General features: G+C 64.2%; 18 protein-coding genes. 5 read left to right on the top strand and 13 right to left on the bottom strand.

What is annotated here, in order from left to right:
• Positions 1 to 87 precede the first annotated feature (87 nt).
• Entirely contained in the window at positions 88 to 582 is a 495-nt protein-coding gene (locus tag B5X73_RS06015) for a DUF7931 domain-containing protein (protein ID WP_052191321.1), read from the bottom strand.
• The gene (locus B5X73_RS06010; protein ID WP_079521116.1) at positions 579 to 1,781 is read right to left on the bottom strand and encodes a cupin domain-containing protein; all 1,203 of its coding nucleotides are present in this window, start codon (positions 1,779 to 1,781) and stop codon (positions 579 to 581) included. Before B5X73_RS06010 ends, B5X73_RS06015 begins: the two co-directional genes overlap by 4 nt.
• Positions 1,782 to 1,974: 193 nt before the next feature.
• On the opposite strand from B5X73_RS06010, the gene B5X73_RS20570 reads away from it, so the two are divergent.
• Positions 1,975 to 2,157, top strand: a complete 183-nt coding sequence (locus tag B5X73_RS20570) for a hypothetical protein (RefSeq protein ID WP_090351280.1) — start codon at positions 1,975 to 1,977, stop codon at positions 2,155 to 2,157.
• A 166-nt stretch (positions 2,158 to 2,323) separates the two neighbouring features.
• On the opposite strand, the gene B5X73_RS06000 is transcribed toward B5X73_RS20570, so the two are convergent.
• From B5X73_RS06000 to purB, 3 genes are all read right to left on the bottom strand, one after another.
• A complete protein-coding gene (locus B5X73_RS06000; RefSeq protein ID WP_079520959.1) occupies positions 2,324 to 3,856 on the bottom strand; it encodes a peptidoglycan-binding domain-containing protein in 1,533 nt (510 codons plus the stop codon).
• Positions 3,857 to 3,882: 26 nt separating this feature from the next.
• Positions 3,883 to 4,326: a lysozyme inhibitor LprI family protein gene (locus tag B5X73_RS05995; protein WP_079520958.1), complete on the bottom strand. Its 444-nt coding sequence runs from the start codon at positions 4,324 to 4,326 to the stop codon at positions 3,883 to 3,885.
• A 151-nt stretch (positions 4,327 to 4,477) separates the two neighbouring features.
• A complete protein-coding gene (purB, locus tag B5X73_RS05990; protein ID WP_079520957.1) occupies positions 4,478 to 5,845 on the bottom strand; it encodes an adenylosuccinate lyase in 1,368 nt (455 codons plus the stop codon).
• Positions 5,846 to 6,047: 202 nt separating this feature from the next.
• On the opposite strand from purB, the gene B5X73_RS05985 reads away from it, so the two are divergent.
• Both B5X73_RS05985 and B5X73_RS05980 read left to right on the top strand, forming a co-directional pair.
• A complete protein-coding gene (locus B5X73_RS05985) occupies positions 6,048 to 7,445 on the top strand; it encodes a class II fumarate hydratase (protein ID WP_079520956.1) in 1,398 nt (465 codons plus the stop codon).
• A gap of 454 nt (positions 7,446 to 7,899) precedes the next feature.
• Positions 7,900 to 10,014 carry a TonB-dependent receptor family protein gene (locus B5X73_RS05980; protein WP_079520955.1) on the top strand — a complete coding sequence of 705 codons (2,115 nt, stop codon included), beginning with the start codon at positions 7,900 to 7,902 and terminating at the stop codon, positions 10,012 to 10,014.
• Positions 10,015 to 10,051: 37 nt separating this feature from the next.
• Here the strand turns inward: B5X73_RS05980 and B5X73_RS05975 are convergent, their stop codons facing one another.
• The 7 genes from B5X73_RS05975 to B5X73_RS05945 all read right to left on the bottom strand — a co-directional run bounded on the left by B5X73_RS05975 (position 10,052) and on the right by B5X73_RS05945 (position 19,014).
• On the bottom strand, positions 10,052 to 13,492 hold the full coding sequence (locus B5X73_RS05975) for a patatin-like phospholipase family protein (RefSeq protein ID WP_079520954.1): 3,441 nt from the start codon (positions 13,490 to 13,492) through the stop codon (positions 10,052 to 10,054).
• Positions 13,493 to 13,710: 218 nt separating this feature from the next.
• A complete protein-coding gene (locus tag B5X73_RS05970) occupies positions 13,711 to 14,673 on the bottom strand; it encodes a hypothetical protein (RefSeq protein WP_079520953.1) in 963 nt (320 codons plus the stop codon).
• Complete coding sequence (locus tag B5X73_RS05965) at positions 14,670 to 15,527, bottom strand: ABC transporter ATP-binding protein (protein WP_036112339.1); 858 nt, start codon at positions 15,525 to 15,527, stop codon at positions 14,670 to 14,672. The genes B5X73_RS05970 and B5X73_RS05965 overlap by 4 nt, the downstream gene beginning before the upstream one ends.
• Positions 15,524 to 15,898, bottom strand: a complete 375-nt coding sequence (locus B5X73_RS05960) for a GntR family transcriptional regulator (protein WP_036112341.1) — start codon at positions 15,896 to 15,898, stop codon at positions 15,524 to 15,526. Before B5X73_RS05960 ends, B5X73_RS05965 begins: the two co-directional genes overlap by 4 nt.
• Before the next feature lie 5 nt (positions 15,899 to 15,903).
• A complete protein-coding gene (locus B5X73_RS05955; protein ID WP_079520952.1) occupies positions 15,904 to 16,239 on the bottom strand; it encodes a hypothetical protein in 336 nt (111 codons plus the stop codon).
• Positions 16,240 to 16,288: 49 nt separating this feature from the next.
• A complete protein-coding gene (locus B5X73_RS05950) occupies positions 16,289 to 16,471 on the bottom strand; it encodes a hypothetical protein (RefSeq protein ID WP_079520951.1) in 183 nt (60 codons plus the stop codon).
• 275 nt (positions 16,472 to 16,746) lie between these two features.
• Positions 16,747 to 19,014, bottom strand: a complete 2,268-nt coding sequence (locus B5X73_RS05945; RefSeq protein WP_254857241.1) for a TonB-dependent receptor — start codon at positions 19,012 to 19,014, stop codon at positions 16,747 to 16,749.
• Between the two features lie 347 nt (positions 19,015 to 19,361).
• Here B5X73_RS05945 and B5X73_RS05940 point away from each other — a divergent pair, with 347 nt between their 5' ends.
• Positions 19,362 to 20,753 carry a porin gene (locus B5X73_RS05940; RefSeq protein ID WP_217699744.1) on the top strand — a complete coding sequence of 464 codons (1,392 nt, stop codon included), beginning with the start codon at positions 19,362 to 19,364 and terminating at the stop codon, positions 20,751 to 20,753.
• Between the two features lie 143 nt (positions 20,754 to 20,896).
• On the opposite strand, the gene B5X73_RS05935 is transcribed toward B5X73_RS05940, so the two are convergent.
• The gene (locus tag B5X73_RS05935; protein WP_079520949.1) at positions 20,897 to 22,639 is read right to left on the bottom strand and encodes a M28 family metallopeptidase; all 1,743 of its coding nucleotides are present in this window, start codon (positions 22,637 to 22,639) and stop codon (positions 20,897 to 20,899) included.
• A gap of 115 nt (positions 22,640 to 22,754) precedes the next feature.
• Between B5X73_RS05935 and B5X73_RS05930 the strand changes: the two genes are divergently transcribed.
• Entirely contained in the window at positions 22,755 to 24,131 is a 1,377-nt protein-coding gene (locus B5X73_RS05930) for an Hsp70 family protein (RefSeq protein ID WP_079520948.1), read from the top strand.
• Positions 24,132 to 24,155: the final 24 nt, after the last annotated feature.

Raw genomic sequence — 24,155 nt, 5'->3', positions numbered from 1 at the left:
CGAGGGCGTGCCGCGGCATAAGAATCCGTTAAGTATAGCTCCGTGCTGCGGCATCACGCCAACTTGAATCGACGTTTCTCATGCCAGCTAGATCCCAAGTGGTCTTATTTGCCACGCGGGCTCGGCCCGCTCCCAGACTTCCTCGAAATAGGCCATCAGGCGAGAGGTCTCACCGGGTGCGTCGAGGTCGCCGCGTGCCTCGAAGCGACTCGCGACGGGTCGGAACAGGTAGCCACTTGTCGTATCGCAGATGAACGCCGATGCGTAGCCCAGGTGGATTTCATCGGTCGGCACACGGATGGAGACCGCCGTGGGGAGGCGCTGGGCGAGGGCGATCACCCGGTGACCCTCGCGGTGCGCCTGCTCGGCATCATGGGTGAGGATACGGACCTGCGCCTGCCGCCCGCTGGTGGCCAGGCGGCGAAGCTCAGTGAGGATCGTCTCATGGTCCAGCATGCCGACGTCCATGCGCGGCAGGTAGATCGCGGCCCGGTAGCGGGCCTGGGTCAGCAGGCGGACATGCGCTATCTCGAGACCGGCACGGTCTTCGACGATCAGCGCGGTGTCCGCCGCGCCGCTCACCGGGAGCGACCCTTGCGAACGACCAGCGCGCCGTCGTTGACCAGAGCCAGCAGAACCTCCCGTTCGGCAGCCGAGGGTGCGCGCTGCAGGCGTACGTCCCGCTCGGTGGCCAGTCGCTCGGCCAGGTCGGCCGGGCAGGCGTAGGCACTGCCGCTGACATAGAGGGTGGCGTCCTTCTTGCCACGCACCCACGCAAGCCGCGCGTAGGGGTGACGGATCAGGCCCGAGCCACCGGCCAGTGCCTTGTCCAGCGCGGCAACGGTGGTCGCCTTCGGGGGCGCGGCCGGGGACTGGGCATTGCGGTAGCGGGTGATGAAGCGCCCGAACCAGTCGGCCAGCAGGTCACGATCGAGCGCGGCGGCGAAGGGCAGGGCCTGACGCAGGCGGTTGAGCGCAGCCGTGTCGATCTCGCCGATGCGCTTGACCGGGGTCAGGTCGGCATCGGTGTAACGAAGCTCGTCGGGCATGCGTTCGGCGAGGAAGTCCGCCAGGTCGCCGGTCAGCTCGGCCTGCGAGGGCGCGCGCATGCCGACCGACAACGTCATGCAATTGCCCAGGGCGACGCCGTCGTGCGGCACGCCTGGCGGAAGGTAAAGCATGTCGCCGGGTTCGAGCAGCCACTCGTGGGTCGGCAGGAATTCCTTCAGCTGCTTCAGTTCGACGTCGTTGCGGAAGTCGAGCGGTGCGTCCGGGTCGTCGCTGATCGCCCAGTGGCGCTGACCGATGCCCTGGATGAGGAAGACGTCGTACTGGTCGACGTGCGCGCCGACGCCGCCGCCGTCCTCGGCATAGGACACCATGACATCGTCCACGCGCCAGCTGGGCAGAAACGCAAAGTGCTCGAGCAGGCCCGCCACGTCGGCATCCCACTTGTCGACATCCTGGACCAGCAGGGTCCAGTCGCGCTTGGGCGTCTTGCCGAATTCGGCTTCCTCGAAGGGGCCGCTCCTGACCGTCCAGCGGTCACGCTTTTCGTCATGAACGATGAGGCGGGCGAGCACCCCCTCTTCGCAGGCGAGGCCGGCAAGGTCGTTGGGCTCGATGGGCGCTTCGAAGTCCGGGAAGGCGTTACGGATCAGCAGCGGACGCTTCTGCCAGTAATCGCGCAGAAACTGCGCGGCACTCATGCCAAGCGGCTGGCTGGCGCTGCCGCGCACTTCGATCGGGAGGGGCTTACGGGTGGGGGTCTGGATGGCCATGGCCGGCATTGTAGCCGCGCAGCCCGCCTCCGCGCTGCGTCACGCTGCGTCACCGCCCAGCCGGCGCCTGCGTCGCAGGAGCGCGCCCTGCGCGCGAAAAGCCAGAACACCGCTTGCCGCGCTTCATCCCGCATTGATTGACGCACGCGTACGTTACGTCCAAGGCAATAAGCCGCGATCGAAAGAGGTTCTGATGAAACGTCCGCTGCTTATCGCACTGGTTCTGCTTTCCGCTTTCTCCCTGAGCGGCTGCATCATTCGCGACCATCGCCACGGTGGCTACGGAGACCGCGGTGGTCCGGGTTACCATGACGATCGTGACCGTCATTGCGATGATCGCGACCATCGCTGCGATGACGATCACTCGCGTCATTAACATCGGCCAAGGTTCCTATCTGAGTCCCGGGCCGACAATGGACCGGGGCTTTTTGATAAGCCTGCCAGGCTGAGTCGATCTTCAAGCGCCAACGCCGTTCGACGTCGGGTAAGTAAAAGCGGCGCCCGGCATCGATGTTTGCCGTGAATCGGCTTCTCCCTGCCTCTTATCGATGCCTTGACGGTTGAAGGCCTGGCGTGTCTTGCGTTTGCTGCTGTACTGGCTGTTGTTGCGCCTGCTGCTGGGTCGCCTGAACAAACGCCTCGCCGCTCTGTTCAAGTGATGTATTCACGCCCTGAGCAACGTCAACGTTGGCGTGTACCTTGAACGGAGAATTGATATTCCCCTGGACGGCGTAGGCCCGGGCGCCGTCGTCGCTCATAACTACATGGTCAATACGATGCATCCTCTCGGAGCACGCAGCTACGGCCAACGACCCTGCTAAGTTGCAACTAGCCTGGTCGGTCGTGCGGCCACGTTGCTCGTCGATGCCTCGTACACCATCCAGTGCCTGGGTATATAGCGACACACCAGGATGGCGGATGTCACTCAGGCTCATGCGTGACACTTCGCGCGCTGATGCTAGCTCGTTGGCGAGAGCGTCCAGCGTCCTGGGGCCAGCGACTCCATCCACCGACATGCCGTGGTCGCGCTGAAACGACTCGATGGCTGCTTGCGTGGCAGGCCCGAAGTGACCATCGACTTGCAGGGCAAGATTGTCATTTGAAGGTGTGCTCAGCTCGTTTAGCTGTGACTGTAGCGCAGTGACCCCCGCGCCGTGCGATCCGACGCGAAGCACGGCGGACACATGCGTCGAATGCACAGCAGATGTACCGCCAATGACATGCAGCGCTTCCCTGACGTCGTCGTCGGCACCTTGGCTGGAAGGGTCGAAGTTTCGATCCGCGACCTTTTGCTCAGCACGCCGCAGTGCGTCACCTCGCTCGTATTCATTAAGCGCACTCTGGTACGCACGGGCTATGTCGGCTGCTTTCACGCCGTCATAGAAATCATAGTTCTCCTTGATCTGCTCAGCCGTCTTCAGCACTTCTGCGTACCCCCCACCCTGGTCGAGAGCGACCTGAAATCGCTTTAGCTGACTGGGAAACTGGTTGGCCGTTTTCGCCAGAATAGCCACGGTTTCAAGTCGATGATCCTCGGAGATTCTTTCTCCAGCGCTATCGACCATGCGTGTGGCTATCTCCGTTGCATTCTTGACCTGGGGATAGTCAATATTGGCATGAATCCATTTCTTACCGTCGACAGATGACGCCCATTCATTGACTACGGTTCGAGTGTCATTACTGATGAATGATAAGGTCGGCCGATCATGCTTTCCATTTCCATGCGTCAGCAAATCCGAACGTAATGCGGCATGATTCTCTGGGAACGCAAGGCGGTGGGTCTCGGCATAGGCGGCCGATTGCGTTATAACTGCATCGACGTAGCTTGGCGCATCTTTTCGGCCGCTGCCGTCGATTGATCCGACCGGCCACGTTCCACGCTGGCCGAGGTCGACCTGAATCGTACCGATCGAGTAACCGCTATTCTGCTTTACGTAGCTGACGTCGCCCCAGTGCGAATCGCTCACGCCAGCGACGCTCAGCCGGTAGGATGCGACGCCTCCCTCTGTGCCCCGTCCGACGACGAAGTACATGGCTCCCGTCAGGTCTCTCGAACTACGCGTTGATTCCGTCATGGATTATCCTCCTTGATAAGTTTTAGCTAATAGCCGATACCGAAAAGATAATGCTCAAGCGTGTTAGCCTGCAGGCAATACCGGAAGAGCTCCGATTCCGCTACGTCTAAATCGTTGATCTGGCCGGATGCGCCGATACTCGTCTGCGCGGTGATCGACTTGTCGTTGAAATCAAGCCATGCGCGTTCCGCGGCCCGAAGACTGGCTTTCGACTTCTCGTCGATATGAGCCATTAGCGAGTTGTATGCTTTGTTGAGGCGAACGTCCTGGGCCTTCTTTTCGACGTCGATGCAGTCGCTGAGCTTGTCCTTGTCGGATCCTGCTTTGCCAATGCACGAATAGAAAGCGTCGGAAATTCCCCTGGGGGCCTTGAGACGAATTGATTGAGCCGTGCTCACATCCTCGGCATGCGTCTGAAGCGATGCCGCGAGTACTGCCACGGCGGCGAAGCCAATAAACCTGCCTCTCATGCACGCTCCTTAGTTTGAGGGCTCACAGCGCAATGCAGTGACGCTACCGTAGCCAACCGCTGTGGTCCATCGAATAATTCTGAAAAGCTGACCGAAAAAAGCCCGGCTGCGCCGGGCTTGTCGTTTTGCTTCTTGCTTCTTGCTACTTGAGTCAGATCGCCTTGGCCAGCTTGTCTGCCAGTCCGATGTAGCTGGCCGGCGTCAGCTCGGCCAGCGCCTGCTTCGCGTCGGCGGGCAGGTCGAGGCCAGCGATAAACGCGCGCATCGACTCCTTCGTAATCCCCTGGCCGCGGGTCAGGGCCTTGAGCTGCTCGTACGGCTCCGGCAGGCCGAAGCGGCGCATGACCGTCTGCACGGCCTCCGCCAGCACTTCCCAGCTGTTGTCGAGGTCGGCGGCGACGCGTTCGGCGTTGACGTTGAGCTTGCCCAGACCCTTGAGCAGCGACTCGATGGCGACCAGCGAGTGACCGTAGGCCGTGCCCAGCGCGCGAAGCACGGTGGAGTCGGTGAGGTCGCGCTGCCAGCGGCTGATCGGGAGCTTCTCGGCGAAGTGGCCGAGCAGGGCGTTGGCGAGACCGAAGTTGCCTTCGGCGTTCTCGAAGTCGATGGGGTTGACCTTGTGCGGCATCGTGGACGAGCCGACTTCACCCGCCTTCAGTGCCTGGCGGAAGTATCCCAGCGAGATGTAACCCCAGATGTCACGCGCGAGATCGATCAGGATGATGTTGATCCGGCGCAGCACGTCGGCGAACTCGGCGATGCCGTCGTGCGGTTCGATCTGCGTGGTGTACGGATTGAAGGTGAGGCCCAGACCGTCGACGAAGTGGGAGGCAAGACCCGGCCAGTCCACCGCGGGGTACGCGATGACGTGCGCGTTGTAGTTGCCGACCGCGCCGTTGATCTTGCCCGGGATCTCGATCGCGACCAGCTGCTTGCGCTGGCGCTCGAGACGCGCCACGACGTTGGCGATTTCCTTGCCCATGGTGCTGGGCGAGGCGGTCTGGCCGTGCGTGCGCGACAGCAGCGACAGGCCGGCGTGTTCGTGAGCCAGTGCGCGGAGTTTCGCGATGACCTGATCCAGCGCCGGCAGCAGCACCGACTCACGGGCGTCGCGCAGCATCAGCGAGTAGGCGAGGTTGTTGATGTCTTCGCTGGTGCAGGCGAAGTGCACGAACTCCTTGGCCTGGGCGAGGGAGGGATCGTTGCCGATCTTCTCCTTGATCAGATACTCGACCGCCTTGACGTCGTGGTTGGTGGTCGCCTCGATCGCTTTGATCCGCTCGCCGTCTTCGATGGAGAAGTCGTCGGCGATGGCGAGCAGGGTCTTCACCGCGTCGGCCGGAAAGGCCGGCAGCTCGATGATGCCCGGATGCGAGGCCAGGGCCAGCAGCCAGTGGATTTCCACATGTACGCGGCGATGCATGAGGCCGAATTCGCTGAAGATCGGGCGCAGCGGCTCGACCTTGGAGGCGTAGCGGCCGTCCAGCGGCGAGAGGGCGGTCAGCGTGGCGTGGGACATGGGGTGTTCCTGAGGCTTGGCGGGAGCAGCCGGAGATTATAACCCGGCGGGGTGGTGGGGTCCGGTTACCGCGAACGGCGATGAGGCGGGCTCCCGCCAGAACGGGCCTCTACCGCTTAGCGGCGGCCCGACGGGAGCCAGACGGCTGGCGATGGGTGCTTGCGAGGCTTAATGTAAGGGAATCCCCACAGGAGCTTCCCGCATGACAAGGTTCCGCACCGAACGTGACAGCATGGGTGAGTTGAAGGTCCCTGCCAAAGCCCTCTACGGGGCCCAGACCCAGCGCGCGGTGGACAATTTCCCTGTCTCCGGCCTCACCCTGCCGCGCGAGTTCATCCGCGCACTGGGCCTGATCAAATCGGCCGCCGCCGAGGCCAACGTCAAGCTGGGTCACCTCGACAAAGCGTCCGCCAAGGCCATCCGCGCCGCCGCCGAGCGCGTGGCAGCCGGTGAGGTCGACGAGCACTTCCCGATCGACGTCTTCCAGACCGGCTCGGGCACCAGCTCGAACATGAATGCCAACGAGGTGATCGCACACCTGGCCGAGGCGGCAGGGAGCACGGTTCACCCGAACGATCACGTCAACGCGGGGCAGAGCTCCAACGATGTCATTCCGACGGCCATCCTGGTCAGCGCAACGCTGGCGACCAGCGAGAAGCTGCTGCCCGCGCTGAAGCATTTGCGCAAGGTGATCGACGGCCGGGCGAAGGAACTGAGGAAAGTGGTGAAGACCGGCCGCACGCATCTGATGGATGCGATGCCGATCACCTTCGGTCAGGAGCTTTCGGGGTGGTCGGCGCAGATCGGCGATGCCGCCGAGCGCCTTACCGACACCCTGAAACGTACACGCCGCCTGCCGCAGGGCGGCAGCGCGGTGGGCACCGGCATCAATGCCGATCCGAAGTTCGGCCCGGCCGTGGCGACGGAGCTGTCGAAGCTCACGGGGCTGAAATTCGAGTCCTCGGAAAATTACTTTGCCGGCATGGCGGCACAGGACGCACCGGTCGAACTGTCGGGCCAGCTGCGCACGCTCGCCGTCGCGGTGATGAAAATCGCCAACGACCTGCGCTGGATGAATTCCGGTCCGTTGGCCGGCCTGGGTGAAATCGAGCTGCCGGCGTTGCAGCCGGGTTCGTCGATCATGCCGGGCAAGGTCAATCCGGTGATCCCCGAGGCCGCCGCGATGGTCGCCGCTCAGGTCATCGGCAATGACGCGACCATCGCGATCGCGGGTCAGTCGGGCAACTTCCAGCTCAACGTCATGCTGCCCGTCATCGCCTACAACCTGCTGCAGTCGATCGAGATCCTGGCCAACGTGACGACGCTGCTCGCCGACAAGGCGATCGCTGGCTTCAAGGTCAACCAGGAGCACATCCGCGAAGCCCTGGACAAGAATCCGATTCTGGTTACCGCACTCAATCCGGTGATCGGTTACGAGAAGGGCGCCGCGACCGCCAAGCAGGCTTACAAGGAAAAGCGTCCGATCATGGATGTGGCGCTCGAAACCACGGGGCTCAGCAAAGCCGAGCTGGCCAAGCTGCTCGATCCGGCGGCACTGACCAAGGGCGGGATCCACGGCGGCGGTGGCGGAGGCGGTTGACCCGCCAGGTCAGCCCAACGGAATTAAGGTAGGAGCGCGCCCTGCGCGCGATAGACGTCGGACGACGCCGGACGACGCCGGACGACGCCGGACGACGCCGGACGACGCCGGACGACGCCGGATCGCGCGCAGGGCGCGCTCCTACACGTGGGTCTGGCACGGTAGATCGCCACCTCTCCCGACGACGCGGCTGCATCGCTCATTCCCGCCTTGCACGTGCGATCGGCACCCCTTGTTATTGATAATAATTCGCATTATCGTTCGTCGTAGTCGCTTCACCATCGATGCGACAGGACGCAATGAGGCGTCAGACCGGCATTCCGAACTCGCTCCCGGCTCCACGTTGTCCGTGGTTCCTGCGGCGAAAACCGCGGATTGCTTCAGGTCGCCTCGCGCAACCGCGTCGCCGGGCTGCGCGACGTCCGACTTCTCTCTTCTCCAACGGAAACGCTACATGAAGGACCGCATCCGCCAGCGCCAGATCGTTTTCGCCCTGGCCCTCGCGCTCGCCGCGCAAGCCGCGGCGGCGCAGGACACCACGCAGGACACGGCGACGGACAAGACACGCAAGCTCGACCCGGTCGTCGTGACGGGCAGCGTGCTGGGCGCGTCGCGCGTGGAAGACGTCAGGACGTATGCGGGCAGCCGCCAGGTCATCGACCGCGAAGCGCTGTCGACAGGTGCGAACCGGTCTCTTGACGATGCCTTGCAGCGCGTTCCCGGTGTGAAGATCTTCGACGAGACCGGTACCGGCGTACTGCCCCAGATCGCTCTGCGTGGTCTCTATGAAAGCCGCAGCGGTCGCGTTCAGGCGCTGCTCGATGGCATTCCGCTCTCGCTTGCGCCCTACGGACAGACCAGCCTCTCGCTGTTCCCGGTCACCATGAACCAGATCGACCGCATCGACATCGTGCGTGGCGGCGCGGCGGTGCAGTACGGCCCGAACAACGTCGGCGGCGTGATCAACTTCGTCAGCAAGCCGATCCCGGAGGGCTGGACGACGACCGTCGGCGAGAAGATCACCGCTTACGGCCGTGGCCAGATGCTCCGCGACACGTCGGTATCGACAGGTGGCTACCTCACGCCGAACTTCGGCATGCAGCTCGACGCCGATTACCTCAAAGGCGAATACTTTCGCGGACACAGCGGCACCGACGTGAAAAACGTACGTCTGCGGACCGAATGGTGGATCGCGGACGACAAGGTAGTGAAGGCCGATGTGCAGCGCTACGTGGCGCGCATGGATATGGCCGGTGCACTGTCTGTCGCCGATTACCTTGACGACCCGCGGCAGGCCACACGTCCGCTCGATCGCTTCCATGGCACCACCACGCGTGCCTCGCTGACGTATGAGCAGGACCTGGGTGCATGGTGGGCCTTCGACAGCTCGAAGTTCAGCTGGACCAACTTCAGCGCGGACAGCGAGCGCAACTTCATCGTGGGCATGCGTCGTCTCGCCACCGAGACCTGGCGCCCCGATCTGCCGCCGCAGTTGCTGCAGAGTGCACCGCGCGGCTTCAAGGTCTACGGCACGCAACCCCAGTTCAGTCTGCACGTCGATGGGCCGGTGACCCAGCAGATCACCGTGGGCGCCCGTGCCGTCCACGAGAATATCGATTTTCTCGTGGGGAACACGGGCCTGGATAACGGCGTCTACACGCTCGTCCGCGACTGGCAGTTCCGCGACCGCGCCTGGGCGGGTTACCTCAGCGACGCCATCGGCTTCGCGGACGATCGCTTCACCGTGACCCCGGGTGTGCGTTACGAGCACCTCGACGCGACCTATCTCAATCGCGCCAACGGTGTGTCGTTCACCAACAACGTGCGCAACTGGCTGCCCGGCCTGACCCTGGGCTTCAAGGCATCCGAGCGCTGGTACGTCTACGCAGATGCGCAGCGCTCCCTGCGCGCGCCGCAGGTGACCCAGATCGTGTTCGGCGATAACCTCGATTCCGAACTCGCATGGAATTACGAGCTCGGTGCGCGGTTCAACCCATCCGCGCGCACGGCGATCCACGCCGACGTCTACCGGATCGACTTCGATAAGCAGATCCAGCTCGACAACACCACGCGTACCTACGGCAATATCGGCAAGACCGTGCATCAGGGCCTCGAGGCGGATGTCGCCTGGTCACCTGAAGTGCTGGACGGTCTGAAGCTCACCGCAGGCTATGCCTACCTCGACGCCGAGCAGAAATCCGGTCTGTACGAAGGCCTTCGTGTGCCATACACCTCGCGTAACCAGGTCAATCTCGGCGCTTCGTATACACGGGGTCATACAACGGTCGCGTTGTCCGGCTATTACTTCAGCAGCGCGTACACCGACGCGGCCAATACGCGCACGGAGAACGCCATCGCCTCGGTCGGTCAGCTTCCTTCCTACGCCGTATGGAACGCGCAGTGGACGCAGGTGCTGATGACGCGTGGCACGTCGGTGCTGACGGGATCGCTCGCAGTAAACAACCTTTTTGACAAGCGGTACTGGTACAGGGGAATCGATACCAGCCCGTGGGGCCGCCAGCCGGCTCCGAGTCGCAGTGTGACTGTCGGGCTGGAGCTGTCCTTCTGACGCTCGACGTTTCGACGATCGGCCAGCTTCGCACGGATCACCGCGCGGCCAGCGGCCGCGGCACCCACAGTTCGAGAACATTCGCGCTACCCGTGCCGATCGGCAGCGGCACGGCCCGCGCGGGATTGTGCGTGAGCGAAGGCATGGTCGCGTTCGCCCAGTTCACGAGTGCAGTGGCGCAGTCCTTGCCATCGGGTGCATAGAGGAGGGTTGGCGTCTTCCATTCGAACGGGCCGTGGCGACCGTCACGTCTGGCCGTCTCGGTGACGTTCTCGACGCCCGCCGCCACGATGCCGAGCTGGCGCACCGCCGCGAGTTCGCGCAGCACGATCATGCGCTGGCTTTCCTCGTAGATCTGCGTATAGAGCATGAAAGGCTGGCGTGCGCTGCCGCAGGCCTTGATCGCCGCGTCGCGGAGTCCGACCGACGGCGGGGCGCGCGACGGCGCAGGCGCGGCCGGTGGCGGCGCGCTCGCAACCGTGCCGGTGACGGCACTCGTCGGTTGTGCGGAGGCTGCCCCGGGCGTCGAGGCTTGCGTCGCCGGCGGCGTGCGGGCGAGCACTTCGGCATCGCGTCGGGCCTGCAACACGGCGTCTCGCTCTGCGTCACGCCAGGCCTGATAGTCGTCCATGGCCCGGTCCCAGTCGCCTTTCGACGCCATCCCGTCGGCGCTCAGGGCGAACGCCTGGCGGCTGCACTGGGTCGAGAGTCCGGCATCCGATGTGCGGAGGCATATAGGCTGCAGCAGGTCGCTCACATCCTGGAAAACGCGCTTTTGCTCGTCCGATAAGGTCAGGCCACCGATCACCGCGGTGAGCATGTTTACCTGCGCGTCCATCTCGCTGTCGAATTCGCCGCCCTTGACGGTGGGCGTGGACAGGTAATCGATGAGCAGACGGGTATCGCTGTTGAGCTGACGGGCCAGATTCGCGCTTTCCGCTTGCAGGGACAGGCGTTGCTGCGAATGGGCATCCCACGCCTGCCATCCGGCGAGCAGGGCGGTCAGCAGGGCGCCCACGCCGATGCCGGTACCGACGGTGGTAGCCAGTCGCTGTCCACGGGTCATTGGCGTCGCCGCCGGAGAGAGCGTGGCGCAGTTCGCGCCGAGGACCGGTGTGCTCCATGCCCAGTCGCCGGCGTGGCGCAGCATGGCGGCATCGACCGGCGCGCCAAGCAGCGCACCGAGTTCGCAATAACTCTCCCACTGGGCTTCGCTGTAGAACAGGTTGGTCGTACTTTGCTGGGGGAAGCTGCTGTCGCTGCCGGCGTAGCCGGCGACGTCCAGCGGCAGGTCGGTGGGTAGGCGTGGTTTGACCACCAGCAGCGTTCCACGCGTGCCATCGACATAGGTGATGCGGGCCAGCATCAGGTGGGCGTCGCCCGGTGCGGCTTCGAGGGTGTTCGGCGAGCCGAACAACGCCGCGAGCGGGCCGGCCGCCGGCGCCAGCTGGTCGGGATCCACGAACGCGATCGTTGCGTCGTAGTCGATGCGCGCCTTGCGCACCAGATTCTCGACATCCGCAAAGCGGAAATCGGGATCGGCGCCACAGTCGGCCAGCACGATGAGCGAGAGGCGTCGTTTGAGCAGCGCGTAGACGCCGGTGTTGTCGAACTGGCCACCGTCGGACAGATACCAGTCACGGCTGCGCAGGCCGGGAAAGCGCGCGAACATCTCCGCCAGCATCGCGCGGTATTTGGCGAACCATGCTCGCCCGCGTACGTAACCGACCGTGAGGTTGGCCTGCCAGTAGCCGAGGCGGAGGCCACTCAGAAAGGACATCGCCGCCGTGCCAGGCCGGGTCAATGATCCCATGCCCGAGCCCACGGCCGCGCCCGAAATCGCGATCCATTCGGCCAGTGTGGTGTGCTCGAGAAGCGCCTCCGATCCGGCCACGGGCCCGCGGGTTCCCGTTTCCACACCGAGCGCGCTCACGGTCAGGCTGACGCCTTTGCGATCCGCGTTATAGGTACCCGTGCGGTCGTCCACCGTCTGATTGATGCAACAGTTGACCAGATGAATGGGGCCGCCGAAGCGATGTGGCGTGTAGCTTGTCATTGCAGGGTCGTCGCCATCCAGCAGCCGGGTGACCTTGGTCACTTCTTCGGTGAGTTCGCGCGTGTTGTCCACGAGCGGGCTGGCCGGGAATCGCGGGCTGGCCGCCCCGTCACTCGCGACATTGCCGACGGAAACATACGCCCGTGCGATGCGCGAACGGTAGAAGTAGTGCAGCGACGATCGATTGAGCTGTTGCAGGGCCCGTCCGTTGAGCAGGATGTAGATGGCGCTGACGATCGCCACCCATGCCCACCGCGCATACGCATTGCGCAGGAGGATGCTGAGTGGATCATCCTTCGCAGGAAAGATCAGCGTCTGGAAAATCGTCGTCCAGAACAGCGTGAGGGCCAGCGTCAGGGCGATACCCAGCACGTTCGCCACGACACCCCACGAGATCTTCACCATGCCGCCTTTACCGCCGTCTTGCAGCATGGGCATGAGGTAGCGCGCGAGGCTCATCAGCAGCGTGGTGATTCCGACGCCAGCGGCGACGTGACCCGTCGCGTTCCCGCTCAGTGCCGCGACGAGCCAGACCTTCAGGTACCAGCTGAGCATGTCGAATGCGCCGAGGGCGAAGACCGCGGCAAGCGCCCTCAGGCACATCGCCAGCGCCGTCGTGTAACGCACGCGGTTGGCTTCTTCTTTTCTTCGCAGGCCACTGACCCGTGCGCAGAGCCATGCGAGTGGCGCGGGTAGCAGGAGGAAGGCCGCGGTGCCCAGCAGAATCTGGTCGAACGAGGCCGGCGTGGCTCCGCCCTGAGCCGTGTAGGCCCAGTGTCCGAGGTACATGCCGACGCCGGCGGCGATCAGAGCGGTCGCTATCCCGCTACCCGTTTCCTTTCCGAGGAACCAGTACCCGTAGCAAGCCGTAAGCACACCCGCCAGCGGAACGGGTAAAAGCCACCACCAGAGGCTGACGGCCAGGGGTACGTTTTGTGTGAGGGGGACGAACCACGAATAGGCGAGGTGAGGAAGGGTGACCGCGCAGGCGACCAGCATCATCAGCACCAGGACCTCCGCCTGCGTGGCGAGAAAGCCGCGAAGCTGGCTGGAAAACGCCTGCAGCAGGTCGCGAGCCCCGGCCGGTGCGAGAAAGCGACCGTTGTTGCGTAGCCACCACAGGAACAACGACCGGTCATTGGCGACGCCGGCTTCCACTGAGGCGGCGTCGCCATGCGCACCGGCATGAAACAATCGGCCCAGTGCCGACCCGATGTAGCCGCCGCCCGAGACGGTGGACAGATAGTCGAACCGGTGCAGCACCTTGTTACGCGCCAGCGCACGCAGCAGACCCAGGCAGAACGTCGCGCTGCGAATGCCGCCGCCCGACAACGCCAGTCCGATGACGGGCTCGCCGCTGGCCACGCCGGCCTCGGAGCGCCGCCGGGCCAGCGCCTCGCTTTCAGTTTCCACTGCCGTCATATCCGAATCCCTTGGCTGGGTCGATACGATGCGGCGGTCCCCACGCCGGGCGCTTCGTTACGTTGTTGTAGCGTCCGTGCCGATGGCTCGCAACCCGCCATCCAGCGTATTCCCGTGCGCTGGCGCACGAATCGGAAAGCGCCTCGTACATGGGCGGCGGTCATCAGCGGCGCCTGAAAGCAAACGGCCCCCGAAGGGGCCGCTGCCTGGTGCATGGATCAGCTGTCGTCGCGCCATCGGCGGAACCAGATGGCGCCGGCGATCATCGCCACACCCGCCGCGGCTCCGATCCAGAGCGAGGGGCTGGCCAGCGCGCTGTAGTGGTAGGCCAGATCCAGGCTTTCGAGCAGGTCGGCCGGGTTGTCGTGACCGGGGACGATCATGGGGGACGCATTGCCGACCCATCCACCGGGAGCCAGGCTGCCCAGCAGGCGGCCCACGATATTCTTCCAGAACCAGCCACTTTCCAGACCGGCCAGCCCCATCAGGCCGAACCAGCTGACGATCACGCCGGCACCGAGGGGCAGGGCGATCGCCCAGAGGAACGGCTTGCCACGAGCCCAGGCGGAGCAGAGCAGCAGCCAGCCGATGGTGGGCAGCGCCCAGATCGCATACAGCGGGATCAGCAGCACCAGCTTCAGCACGACCTGAATCGGGTGAGCCTCCATCAGCAGGCGCCAGATGCCCAGGCCATGCAGGGACCCGACCACCGCCAGCACCATCGCCAGGCAAAGACCCACGACCACGCCGACCACGATGGAAATGACCGGGGCGACCAGCGCGGCACTCGCCACCTTCGACAGCACGGTGGACGTATCGGACAGCGGCAGCGACTTCCAGAACAGGATGCTGCGGTCGCGTCGGTCGTCGTACAGCGCGCCAAGGCAGTAGAAGAAAATCACGATGGCGGTGACCGCGAGCACGATGCCAGCCACGGCGTACAACATGATGTCGACGGCCGCCCCGGCATTGCGTAGCTGATCCGCGTCCATGCCGCCCTGGAAGTGCATCTGGTCGAACTTGAAGCCGCCCCACTTGCTGCTGCGGCCGAACACTTCGCCCACGGCGATGCCCATGGTGTTGAGCACGAGGAAAACGATGCCGGTGATCACCGGGGCCCAGAAAAACCCGCCCTTGTGCTCCCAGAATTCGCGCTTGACCATCCAGTAGAAGGTTTTCATGCGTAAGTGCCCTTCATGGTGGCGACGAAGAGGTCGCCGATCGACGGACGTCGTACCTCGCCCAGCTCTTCCAGCTTCAGCCGGTTGACGTTGTCGAAGAGAAAGATGCTCTTGCCGAACACCTGGCGTTCATCCAGGGGTTGCAGGGCGCGTGCGGCGGGAGCATGTTCGGCGCCGACCAGAACTTCAGCGAAGCGCTCGCCCAGGCTGTCCATGTCCGTATCGAGCACGATCTTGCCGTCGCGGATGAACATCAGGTCGGTGAGGATGTGTTCGATTTCCTCGACCTGGTGGGTCGTCACCAGGATGGTTTTCTCTTCGTCGAAGTAGTCTTCCAGAAGGCTCTGGTAGAACTGCTTGCGATAGAGGATGTCCAGGCCCAGTGTCGGCTCGTCCAGGACCAGCAGCTTCGCGTCGATCGACATCACCAGTGCGAGGTGCAACTGGACGATCATGCCCTTGGACAGCTGCTTCACCTTCTGCCCCGGCTGCAGTTTGGTGCGGGCCAGGAAGGCGTCGCACTTCTTGCGGTCGAACCGGGGGTGCGTATTGGCGACGAAGTCCACCGCGTCACCCACCTTGAGCCAGCGCGGCAGCACCGCGACGTCAGCAATGAAGCAGACCTGTTCCATCAGCTTGCCGCGATCCTTGCGGGGGTCGAGGCCGAGCACGTTGAGCTCGCCGTCGAAGGTGGTCAGGCCAAGGATCGCCTTGAGCGCCGTGGTCTTGCCGGCGCCGTTCGGGCCGATCAGGCCGACGATGCGGCCCGAACCGATCTGGAAGGAGGCGCCATCCAGCGCAAGGGACGACTTGAAGCGCTTGGTCAGGCCGGTGGCGGTAACGACCGCGGTCATGACGGATCCTCTGTGGAGCCATGGGCTTCACGCATCAGGGTTTTCAGGTCGAGGCCCATGCGCTGGAGGCGGGCGAACAGCGCCGGCCACTCTTCGCGCAGGAAGCGCTCTCTCTCACTTTTAAGCAGCGCGTCGCGCGCTCCGTCAATCACGAACATGCCAAGACCCCTCCGTTTCTCAACCAGTTGTTCGTCGACCAGCTCCTGATACGCCTTCGAAACGGTCAGCGGGTTGATCTGAAAATCCCCCGCGACCTGGCGTACCGACGGCAGCGGGTCGCCCTCACTCAAGGCGCCGTCCAGAATCATCGCCACCACGCGTTCGCGCAGCTGGCGGTAGATCGGGACGCTGTCGTTCCAGGTGATGGACATGTAGTTCAATCCTTCGCCGTGCGGCGCAGTGCATTTCCAAACGAATAGTAGGGCATGGCCAGCTGCGCGCCGATAAGGGCGGCGGCGCGATCCTCCGCGCCGCGCTTGAGCGCGGCGGCGGCCGAATCGAGGCTGGCTTCGCTACCCAGAGCCGCTTCGCGCACATCGGCGGCGGTGGGGCGGACTTCCAGGGCGGGCAGGTCGACGACGCGAACGCCGTTGACGAAATGGGGTGCGGCAATCATGGCGGCAGCACGGTCATCGAAGGAGCGCAGGGCGAACACGCTGGTTCCGGCGATGAGTACAGAGGCGGTCAGTGCGATGAGATTCGGCGCTTTCATGGGACGACTCCGATGACGTGCTGCGGGCTTTGCCGTGCAGGTGTTGAGGTTAGAGGGCGGCGACGGTGGCGCCGGTGTCGGCGTAAACGACGACGGGGGCCATGTTCGTGACCTTGGTGCCGTTGATCACAGCCAGCGGCGCGGCGGTCGTCGACGTGCTGCTGAAGACGGCCAGGCTGGCGACGGCGATGGCGAATGAAGCGGCGAGGGCGATGTAGTTCGGCGATTTCATGACGTATGCTCCTGTGGTGCTGTGGGTGACCGGTGTTGTAGTGAACTATAACACCAGATTTTTAGTCGTCAACGGAAATTTCGTTAATTTCCATATGACTTATGGCCTAGGCCGAATGGCCGTGCCGCGCTGTGCTGGTGCGGTGCGTCGGCAGGCACCCCTTCTGATGCAGGGTTTTCTCAAAAGGTTTAGCGGGAGCCCTGCTCGCGGTTCACATACGAAAACGGCCGGCTCCAAGAGAGCCGGCCGTCAGCCGAACGATGCCGCCCGAAGCCTTACAGCTCCGCGCGGAACTCCACACCGATAATCCGCGGGTCGTTGACGAACGCCGTGCGGTTATTGAAGTCGATGCCGCCGGTGATCACCTTCTTGTTGGTGATGTTGCGGCCATAGAACGCGACTTCACGCTTGCCGAAGTCCCAGTTGTAACCGACACGGATACCGCCTTCCAGGAACGGCTTGCTCTTGAACTCCGCCGAGTCGTACAGGAAGAAGTTCACTTCGCTGCGGTAGTTCCAGTCGGTGTAGACGAAGAACTCGCCGCTCTCGCCGTACGGGATGCCATAGCGCGCGGTCCAGGTGCCGATCCACTTCGGGGCATTGGGCAGCGCGTTGCCGTTGATCAGCGCATTGCCCGACAGGTTGAGCGGGTCGAGCACGGTGCAGCCGCCACCGCAGGGTGCGACGGCGAGATCGCGGTCCTTCAGTTCGGTGTGGTTATAGCTGCCGCCGGCGGTCATGTAGAACTGCGGGGTCAGGTAAGCCTCGAGATCGAACTCGGCACCGTAGCCTTCGGTTTTTTTCGCATTGATCAGCTGCGTGACGTTGGTCGCGCCGCCGACGGCCGTCAGCTGCTGGTTGTGCATGTTGTACTTGTAGACGTCCGCGTTGAAGCGCAGCTTCTGGTCGTCCGTGGTCGACTTGAAGCCCACTTCGTACGAGGTGATCGTCTCCGGCTTGGCCGTCGAGATGCTGTTGGCGAAGTTGATCCGGCCCTGCACGCTGGGCGCACGGAAACCGTTGGCCACGCGAGCATAAACGTTGGCGTTCTTCGACAGCTGCCACGTCCCGGTCAGGTCGCCGCTCCAGCGCGCATCGGTCGGATCGGAGGTCAGCGGACCCACCGGGCCCGTGAAGCCGAGGAAGCGCTCCGCCTTGAACTCACGCTTGTCGTGCGACCAGCGCGCACCGGCGCGTACGTCGAACGTATCGGTGAAGTTGAAGTCCGCCGAGCCGAACACCGCCCAGGCCTTCGTGCGCTGGCTCTGATCCACCCAGCCGTTGAGCACGTGGTTGTTGAGCGTGTCGTACGAGAAGTTGCTGATCGCGATGTCTTCGTCGAAGTAGTACGTGCCGACCTGCCACTTCAGGCGATCCGACGCGTCGTTCGACAGGCGGAATTCCTGAGTGATCTGGCGGTCCTTCGGCAGGGCGTCGGCCGTTTCCGAGAAGAACGGAGTGGTGCGGTTCGTGAAGCTGCTCCGGGCAGGGGTTTCGGAGGCGTCGTAGCCGCCGTCGACGTCGCCGAGGCTGTACGTGGTCGCGCGCTCGAGGCCCGTGATCGACGCGAAGTTGAGGTCGCCGAAGTGCCAGTTCAGGTGCAGGTTGCTGCCCCAGGTGAAAAGGTGCTGCTTGTTGTTGCCGTCCTGCGAGACGGAGTCGCGATCAAAGCCGGGCACGAACTGATCGCCGCCGGGGGTGATCGCGTTGGCGCGGTTGACCATCGCGCTGCCGTCGAGCCAGCGGGCGTGGACGTTGATCAGGGCGTCGAAATCTTCGGTCGCCTTGTAAAGCGCCTGCAGGCGGACCGCGCGATCGTTGTAACCGCCGAGGTCGTCCTTCTTGCCCTTGTAGTCGTTGTCGATCCAGCCGTCCCGGTGCTGCGCGAGTGCGGAGACGCGGCCCGACCAGCTGGAGCTGAGCTTGCCGCCGAGAGCGGCTTCCGCGTTGGCCGTGCCGTACGAGCCATAAGACACGCGGGCGTAGCCTTCGGTTTCCTGCGTCGGCTTGCGCGACTCGAACTTGATCACGCCAGCCGGCGAGTTACGGCCGAACAGGGTGCCCTGCGGGCCGCGCAGTACTTCGACCTGCTCCAGATCGAACAGCGGGAAACCCTTGAGAATCGGGTTTTCCTGGACGATGTCGTCGTAAACCATCGACACCGGCTGCGACGCGTTGAGGTCGAAGTCGCTGTTGCCCAGACCGCGAATATAGAAGCGCGGGAACTCGCGACCGTAAGAAGTCTCGGCATAGACGCTCGGCGCGCGCGAAGCGAGCTGCAGCACGCCGTCACCGGCCTGGCCGAACGACTCGAGTTTTTCGGCCGTGACCACCGTCATCGAGATGGGCACCTTCTGCAGGTCTTCGGTGCGCTTTTCGGCGGTGACGTTGATCGTCTCAAGTGTGGCCGACTTGGTTTTGCCGGGGGCCTGGCTGGTGGGCGTGGCGTCCTGGGCGAAGCTCGAACCGGCCGCAAGGACGGTGGCGATACTCAGGGCAATGGCGAGGCGACGCGGCATGCGGCGCGTGCTGGCATGGGACATGGTGTTGGTTTCCGCCTGGGTGGGGGTACTTGGGTGGGAAAACGAGCCTCGCCAACGTACGAACCGTTCGTACGGTGCCAAATCCCCTGGCGGGGCCCGAACCCGCAAATTATCCCCTGTGACGCTGTCATGACGAAAGCGTTGCATTGCAAAAACTTACTGCCGCGTCACGAAATCGCGGGCTGTCACGGAAGTGAAACGAGGGCTCGATACCTTGCGCCCCGTCCGACGCCTTGTCGGTGTTTATAACCATTAAACGTCATGATCGACGACGTTTGAGGTTTTTCTCAATACTTTCGGAGCACGCTGGTATGAAGAGACTTCCCCTTGCCGCCGCCTTCTGGACCATGTGCGGAACCGCGGCCGCCGAGGGCGTGCCTCAGGCAGCCATCGAGTTGTATGTGGACTCGGAGACCCGCCAGATCTTTGCGGAACCCGGCCCGGGTCGCACGCGTCTGGGCAAGTTCGCCCAGGTCAGCGACAACCCGGCGCCTGCCGCCGTCACGGCGCCCGCTGTCGCGGACGCGGGGATCGCCGCTCCACGTGGAGCCGCGTCGGCGTCGGCAAGCGTGGCGAGTGCCGCAAAGCCGGCTTCGTCGTCGAAAGCCTGGTACGACAAGATCGGGATCCGCGGCTACGTGCAGATGCGCTACAACCAGGAACTCGGCGATGACGCGAAGGACCTGAAGTCGCCCGGCGATCGCTACATCGGCCGCGAACAGGGCTTTGGCATCCGCCGCGCCCGTGTGGTGATCAGCGGCGATGTCACCGACAAGATGTCGATCTACATCCAGCCGGACCTCGCCAGCACGCCGTCGGGCTCGAGCACGGGCAACTTTGCTCAGTTGCGCGATGCCTACGCGGACCTCTGGCTCGACAAGGACAAGACCTTCCGCATCCGCGCGGGTCAGTCGAAGATTCCGTACGGCTGGGAAGACCTGCAGTCGAGCCAGAATCGTCTGGCGCTGGATCGCGCGGACGCGCTCAACTCCGGCGTACGCGACGAGCGTGACCTGGGCGTGTTCTTCTACTGGACGCCGAAGGAGATCAAGGAGCGCTACGCGTACCTGGTCAAGTCAGGCCTCAAGGGCTCCGGCGATTACGGTGTCTTCGGTATCGGCGTCTATAACGGGCAGGGCGCCAACCGACCGGATCGCAACGACCAGCTGCACTCGGTCATCCACTTCTCGTATCCGTTCAAGTTCGCCAACGGGCAGTTCCTCGAAGTCGGCGCGGATGCGTATTCGGGTCGCTACAAGGTGAGCACCGCGTCGGCGACGATCGATGGCCGCACGTTCACGCCGGTGGTCGACGCGCCCGAAGCGGGTTCGACGGATCGGCGCGTCGCCGCGCACGTGGTGTATTACCCGCAGCCGTTCGGTTTTCAGGCGGAGTGGACGGTCGGAAAGGGGCCGGAACTCGATGTGGCCAGCCGCACCGTCCGGACGAAGTCCTTGCGGGGCGGCTATGCGCAGGTGATGTACAAGTTCGATGGCGATGCCTATGGATCGCTGATTCCCTACGCGAAATGGCAGACGTATCGCGGCGCGGCCAAGTTCGATAACAACGCGCCGAAGATGTCGGTGGACGAGACGGAGCTGGGCGTGGAGTGGCAGCCGTCGAGCGCCGTGGAACTGGCGGTGGCGTGGGCGAACATGCGCCGTACCGACGTGAGTGCGGCGCCGTACCGGCGGATCGACGGGCAGCTGCTGAGGGTGCAGCTGCAGGTCAATTACTGACGGTAGGAGCGCATGATTGTAGGAGCGCGCCTTGCGCGCGAGAAGCCGTCGCAGCGGTGAAGGGGTGCCGCTTTTTCGCTGCGTAGGCTTTTCGCGCGCAGGGCGCGCTCCTACCGCGCGGGGTAGGGCGCGCTCCTACCTTGTTATTTCTTTTTGGTACCTGCCGCCAGCGATTTTTCGCGTATCGCCTTGAACTCGCTGCCTTCCTTCCACTCCGGCCATACATCGCTGTCGGCCAGCTTTTCGCCCAGCGCGTAATACGCCTTGACGTTCTGGATCACGCCGTCGAAGTTCCAGCGCATGTCGTACACGTCGGTGGGCTGGTGGTAGTGATTCTTCGTGTAATCCTCGGCGGCCGCTTCACCCGCGGGCTTGCCGCCCTGGACCATGTCGATGCCACCACCGGCGGCCAGGGCGGGTACGCCGGCCTTGGCGAAGTTGAAGTGATCCGAGCGGAAGTAGTGGCCCTTCTCGGGCGTGGCGTCACCACTGACGACACGGCCATCGGCTTTCAGCACATCCGCGAAGATGTCTTCCAGCGTGCCCTGACCCAAGCCGGTCACTTCCATGTCCTTCGTGGCTCCCGTGACCGGCAGCGCGTCCATGTTGATGTCGGCGACCGTTTTCGCGAGTGGGAAGGGCGGGTGGGCGACGTAGAACTGAGAGCCCAGCAGACCCGATTCCTCCATCGTCACCGCCGCGAACACGACGGTGCGCTTCGGCTTCTCCTGCGCGAACTTGCCGGCGATCTCGAGCATGGCGGCGATGCCGGTGCCGTTGTCGATAGCGCCGTTGTAGATCTGGTGCCCCTTCAACGATGGATCGTGGCCAAGGTGATCCCAGTGCGCGGTGTAGACAACGGCTTCGTCGGGCTTCTCGCTGCCCTTGATCATGCCGATCACGTTGTTGCTGAGCGAATGCGAGATGGTGCTGCTGAGGTGGATGTTCGCCTTCGCGTCCAGTGGCACGGCCTTGAAACCGCGTACGTCGGCCTGTTTTGCGAGGTCGTCGAAATTCTTGCCCGCCTTCGCGAACAGTCGTTGTGCGGCCTCATGCGTGAGCCAGCCGGCCACGGGCAGTCGGGGGCCCGGCGCCTCGCTCTCGGGCAGATCCAGACGCGGCATGGTCCAGCCACTCTGCACCACGTTCCAGCCGTAGGCGGCCGGCTCGGTCTGGTGGACGATGAACGCGGCGGCGGCACCCTGACGTGCGGCCTCTTCGAACTTGTATGTCCAGCGGCCGTAGTAGGTCATCTCGCGACCCTTGAAGAGCCTGGGGTCGTTGCCGTTCCAGCCCGGGTCGTTGACCAGGATGACGACGGTCTTGCCCTTCACGTCGACGCCGTCGAAGTCGTTCCACTGGGCCTCCGGCGCGTTGACGCCGTAGCCGACGAAAACCATGTCCGAATCCTTCAGTTCCACGTCGGCCCTGGCCTGGAGCGTGCCCACGACCATGTCCTTGCCGAAGGCGAAGTCCTCCCGGGCGCCGCCCTCGGCGACATCGAGCTTCAGGGTGTCCTGGTCGTTCAACGCCGTGGAGACCGCGGGCACGGTCTGCAGCCAGTCGCCCTTGTTGCCGGGCTCGACGCCCATGCGCTTGAACTGCTCGACGATGTAGTTGGTGGTCAGGCGCTCGCCCAGCGTGCCCGGCTTGCGGCCGTCGTACTCGTCCGAGGATATCGTGCGCAGGTGAGACGCGAAGTCGCCAGCCGTGATCTCCGGGCTGAAATCGTGGTGTTCGTTTGCGACGGCGGGCAACGGCGGGGGCGGTGAGGTGGACACCCTGGCCGGGCCCGGCGCGGGTGCCGCGGCGGTCTTGTCTTCGTCGTGGGACTGGCAGGCCGCCAGGGTCAGGGCGGTCAGGCAGGCGAGAGCGAGTCGACGCATCGGCGGGCATACCCTTGTGGATGAGGTGGTCCCCGAGTGTAGCCGCATCGCCGGCCCTGTCGCCCGGCCTCAAGCATGGTCATAATGGACGGTTTTCCTGTCCGGAAACGCCTACATGCGCATCGGCATCGACTTCGGCACCAGCTACTCGGCCGCCGCCGCGGTCGTCGACGGCCAGCTCGAACTGGTCCGCTTCGGCGACGCCCAGCAATTTCGCACCGCCGTGTTCTTCCCCGAGGTCGTCCCGAATATCGACGACTTCGTGCTGACGCCGGCCCTCGAGGCCCAGGTGGACGCTTTCGTGCGCGCCTCGCGTGCGGATGAACGCCAGTCAGGGCGTACCCCTCGCCCGGAAGGCGATCTGCGCCGCGACGCGATCCGTGTGGTCCGCCGCCAGTGGATGGAGGAGCGGACCCGGGAGGCCTCGGCATCGGTGGCCAGCTTCCAGGACGCCCTGTTCGGCGAGGAGGCGGTCGAGGCCTACCTCGAAGAAGGCACAGGCAACCTGATCGAATCGCCCAAGTCGATGTTCGGCTATAAGCTGGATCCCCGTGTCCGCAAGACGATCGTCAGCATCGCGGCGCACATTCTCGAGCACGTCCGCCTGGTGGCGACCCGCCAGTTCGGCACCCCGGTACGGGCGGCCGTGATCGGTCGCCCCGTGGAATTCCGCAGTTCGATGGGCGCGGCGGGTGGCGAGCAGGCGCTCTCGATCCTGCGCGAGGCGGCGGGCATCGCCGGCTTCGACGAGGTCTCGTTTCTCGAGGAGCCCGCGGCGGCGGCCATGCATTACCACCTGTCCCTGCCGGAGCGGCAGAGGGCCATCATCGTCGACATCGGCGGCGGTACCACCGACGTGGCTTATGCCGAGCTGGGCGCGGGCGAGACGCCGGTCATGCATCGCAGTTGGGGCTTGCCGCGCGGGGGTACCGATCTGGATGTCGGCGTGAGCCTGCACAGCTTCATGCCTCTGTTCGGCAAGGACACCACCGGCGTTCCCGTGCACCACTTCGTCGAAGCGGCCAGCGTGCACAACCTGCCCAAGCAGCGCGAGTTCCGCAAACAGGACTACCGCTTCGTCGATGAGCCGTTCCGCTCGCGCCTGCAGGCACTGCAGGGCACGGGCTCGACGACGCGCCTGAACCAGTCGGCGGAGCGGGTAAAGATCGGGTTGTCGGCCAGCGACTCCACAACGGCCTCGCTGGACTTCATCGAGCCAGGCTTGGCGATCCATGCGGTGTCGGCGGATTTCGACGCCGCTTCCGAGGACTTCCTCGATCGCGTGGCGCGTTTGCTTAGCGAGGCAAGTGCGGACCTGGACGAGGCGCCTCGCAGCGTTTTCCTGACCGGCGGCACCTCGCGTTCACCACAGGTGCGCGCACGGGTGGGCGCCAGCTTCCCCGGCGTGGCGGTGGTGCATGGGGACCCCTCGCTGGGCGTCGTCGCAGGCCTGGCTCAGGCGGCACTTTTGCCAATTTCATCAAATGCTTGAGTGAACGTTAGGCCTATTCGGCAA

This window comes from Luteibacter sp. 22Crub2.1 (assembly GCF_900167995.1).
GTDB lineage: Bacteria > Pseudomonadota > Gammaproteobacteria > Xanthomonadales > Rhodanobacteraceae > Luteibacter > Luteibacter mycovicinus.
This window is presented reverse-complemented; position numbering and strand designations above follow the sequence as displayed.

Bases quoted from the DNA above. Each gene is read 5' to 3' on its own strand.
- B5X73_RS06010 (WP_079521116.1), bottom strand. From the start codon at position 1,781: ATGGCCATCCAGACCCCCACCCGTAAGCCCCTCCCGATCGAAGTGCGC.
- B5X73_RS20570 (WP_090351280.1), top strand. From the start codon at position 1,975: ATGAAACGTCCGCTGCTTATCGCACTGGTTCTGCTTTCCGCTTTCTCC.
- B5X73_RS06000 (WP_079520959.1), bottom strand. From the start codon at position 3,856: ATGACGGAATCAACGCGTAGTTCGAGAGACCTGACGGGAGCCATGTAC.
- B5X73_RS05995 (WP_079520958.1), bottom strand. From the start codon at position 4,326: ATGAGAGGCAGGTTTATTGGCTTCGCCGCCGTGGCAGTACTCGCGGCA.
- purB (WP_079520957.1), bottom strand. From the start codon at position 5,845: ATGTCCCACGCCACGCTGACCGCCCTCTCGCCGCTGGACGGCCGCTAC.
- B5X73_RS05985 (WP_079520956.1), top strand. From the start codon at position 6,048: ATGACAAGGTTCCGCACCGAACGTGACAGCATGGGTGAGTTGAAGGTC.
- B5X73_RS05980 (WP_079520955.1), top strand. From the start codon at position 7,900: ATGAAGGACCGCATCCGCCAGCGCCAGATCGTTTTCGCCCTGGCCCTC.
- B5X73_RS05975 (WP_079520954.1), bottom strand. From the start codon at position 13,492: ATGACGGCAGTGGAAACTGAAAGCGAGGCGCTGGCCCGGCGGCGCTCC.
- B5X73_RS05970 (WP_079520953.1), bottom strand. From the start codon at position 14,673: ATGAAAACCTTCTACTGGATGGTCAAGCGCGAATTCTGGGAGCACAAG.
- B5X73_RS05965 (WP_036112339.1), bottom strand. From the start codon at position 15,527: ATGACCGCGGTCGTTACCGCCACCGGCCTGACCAAGCGCTTCAAGTCG.
- B5X73_RS05960 (WP_036112341.1), bottom strand. From the start codon at position 15,898: ATGTCCATCACCTGGAACGACAGCGTCCCGATCTACCGCCAGCTGCGC.
- B5X73_RS05955 (WP_079520952.1), bottom strand. From the start codon at position 16,239: ATGAAAGCGCCGAATCTCATCGCACTGACCGCCTCTGTACTCATCGCC.
- B5X73_RS05950 (WP_079520951.1), bottom strand. From the start codon at position 16,471: ATGAAATCGCCGAACTACATCGCCCTCGCCGCTTCATTCGCCATCGCC.
- B5X73_RS05945 (WP_254857241.1), bottom strand. From the start codon at position 19,014: ATGTCCCATGCCAGCACGCGCCGCATGCCGCGTCGCCTCGCCATTGCC.
- B5X73_RS05940 (WP_217699744.1), top strand. From the start codon at position 19,362: ATGTGCGGAACCGCGGCCGCCGAGGGCGTGCCTCAGGCAGCCATCGAG.
- B5X73_RS05935 (WP_079520949.1), bottom strand. From the start codon at position 22,639: ATGCGTCGACTCGCTCTCGCCTGCCTGACCGCCCTGACCCTGGCGGCC.
- B5X73_RS05930 (WP_079520948.1), top strand. From the start codon at position 22,755: ATGCGCATCGGCATCGACTTCGGCACCAGCTACTCGGCCGCCGCCGCG.